At 58.0% G+C, this 2,421-nt stretch carries 2 protein-coding genes; both read left to right on the top strand.

The features are described 5' to 3' along the window. A partial coding sequence (locus AC1D15_RS27115; protein WP_477828447.1) for a hypothetical protein occupies positions 1–1,106 on the top strand: 1,106 nt, incomplete at its 5' end. Positions 1,107–1,220: 114 nt separating this feature from the next. Further along, positions 1,221–2,303 (top strand): TRAP transporter substrate-binding protein, encoded by a 1,083-nt coding sequence (locus AC1D15_RS27110; RefSeq protein WP_477828446.1) that lies wholly within the window; start codon positions 1,221–1,223, stop codon positions 2,301–2,303. Positions 2,304–2,421: the final 118 nt, after the last annotated feature.

Below are 2,421 nucleotides of genomic sequence, written 5' to 3'. Positions count from 1 at the left end.
GGGGTGGGTTTTATGCATTCCAGGAGGCCGCCGTTTCAGCGATGAAATCGGGTGATCTAGGTGGATATGAAACGGCATTGAGAACCCTTGGTATGTTTGTCGCCGATCCGGCAAGTGGCAGCAAGGATCTCGATAAGCTATTGGGTGATCTGGATGATAGGGAGGTTAAAGAAAGCGAGAGTGAGCCTGATTTTGGGCGTGGGGAAATATTTTTTCGAGAGGATTTCTCGAATGAAATTAATTTGACCGAGGCTGAGTCGAACAGTGATTATTGTGTGGCTGACTCTGGTGACGGGGATTCGCAGATTGATCGGATAGATGGAGGGGATATCAAGTCTGAGGCCACCACTGTAACTGAGAGGGGAGGCGAGGTTGAATTGATGAAGGGGCCTCAGAGGATCTTGCATCGATCTGAGAAGGAGGCGAAGAATACCAAGGCGTCAGAGAAATGGATCTCTCAGGCGAGAGATAAAATTAATAGTGGAAAAAAATACGAAAGCCATAAAATTCCCGAAATAAATCTTCTGCAACATAAAGAGGTTAGTAAGAAAATTTGTGCTGAGACCCTCGAAGTCAACGCCTACAGAATGCAGGAGAAGTTGAGCGAGAAATCGAAGGCGAAGACGGCTGAATTGACGCGCAAGTCGATCAAAACTGTGATGCATGAAGACGCGGATAGTGTTGCTACAGGCGTGCCTTCCTCCGTGGGGAGGGACAAGTATTGCAAGCCCCTTGATCCGAACGATCCTCAATTGCGGACGTCCGGTAGACGGCGGGAGGACTATGGTCAAGATGCGATTACTTGGGGGGATCTTGTGAAGCAGGAGATTATCCAAAGAAGTGTCAACCTCCAGTTGCTGAAAAATATGTGCAGCCTACTCGCGGCAGACTGCGTTGGTGTGTGCAATCATTCGAGGGATCGAGGCAAACGGGGGGAATTAAATAAAATGCGTGACTATTTCAATCGGCAAGCGACGGTATTTTCGTCGGGAACGATTTTCAAAGATGACCAAGAGCTGGCAGCGGCGGCGACGGATTTCGCTCAGAAATGTGCCCTTTACGTGCAAACAATTGTTGACTACTCGAATTTAAAACGAGCGAACTGATTGCGCCTGTCGCCGTGAGCACCGCCGGGCTTTCCCCAACGGGGAAAGCCCATCCCCACCCCTCCTGAAGCTCGGTAAAAAATCTCCCCGCCCCATCACCCCGAGGAGAGAGACATGGAACGCCGCATCTTCATCACCCGCACCGGCCTGGCCGGCGTGCTCGCCGCCGGCAGCGCTCCGGCCATCGTCCACGCCCAGACGGCCCTGCGCTGGCGCCTSGCCTCCAGCTTCCCGAAATCGCTCGACACCATCTWCGGCGSCGSCGARGTCTTCGCGAAGAAGGTCGGCGAGMTSWCSGGCGGCAAGTTCCAGATCTCGGTGCACGCGGCCGGCGAGATCATGCCGGCCTTCGGCGTGGTCGAYGSSGTGCAGAACGSCACCGTSGAGATGGCGCACACCGYGCCGTACTACTTCTTCGGCAAGGACGAGACCTTCGCGMTCGGCKSCKCGATCCCGTTCGGSCTGAACTCSCGCCAGATGACGGCSTGGATGSTSGARGGCAACGGCCTGAAGCTGATGCGCGAKTTCTACCRCMASTACAACATCRTCAACTTCCCCGGCGGCAACACCGGYGCSCAGATGGGSGGCTGGTTCCGCAAGGAGATCAAGTCGCTGGCCGACATGAAGGGCCTGAAGATGCGCATCGGCGGCTTCGGCGGCCGCGTGCTGGAGCGCATCGGCGCGGTGCCGCAGAACATCCCCGGCGGCGACATCTACCCCGCCTTGGAGAAGGGCACCATCGACGCCGCCGAATGGGTCGGCCCGTACGACGACCAGAAGCTCGGCTTCAACAAGGTGGCGCCCAACTACTGCTACCCCGGCTGGTGGGAAGGCGGCCCGCAGCTCGACTTCTTCGTCAACACCAAGGCGTATGACGCGCTGACGCCCGAGTACAAGGCGGTGATCGAGGCCGCCTCTGCGGTGGCCCACATCGACATGCAGGCCAAGTACGACTACCGCAACCCGGCCGCTCTGAAGCAGCTGGTGGGCAGCGGCACGCGGCTGTTTCGCTTCCCGAAGGAGGTGATGGAGGCCGCCTTCAAGGCCTCGCAGGAGATGTACGCCGAGCTCTCGGCGAAGAACCAGAACTGGAAGAAGGTCTACGAGGACTACGCGAAGGTGCGGGCCGACCAGAACCTGTGGTTCCGCTTCGCCGAGGCGGCGTTCGACGACTTCATGCAGACGCAGAAGCTGTAAGGCTCAGCGCTCGCGCAACTCCGGCGCGAGCGCATACCGCGCGAACACCGCCAGCACCTGCGGATCGGCCGCGTTGAACAGCGTCACGATCCCGGCCCCGCCGCGCACCACCATGCGC

It is taken from the genome of Rhizobacter sp. P2_H2 (assembly GCF_056403375.1).
The sequence above is the reverse complement of the archived record's forward strand: the minus strand, read 5'-3'. Positions and strand labels throughout refer to the sequence as shown.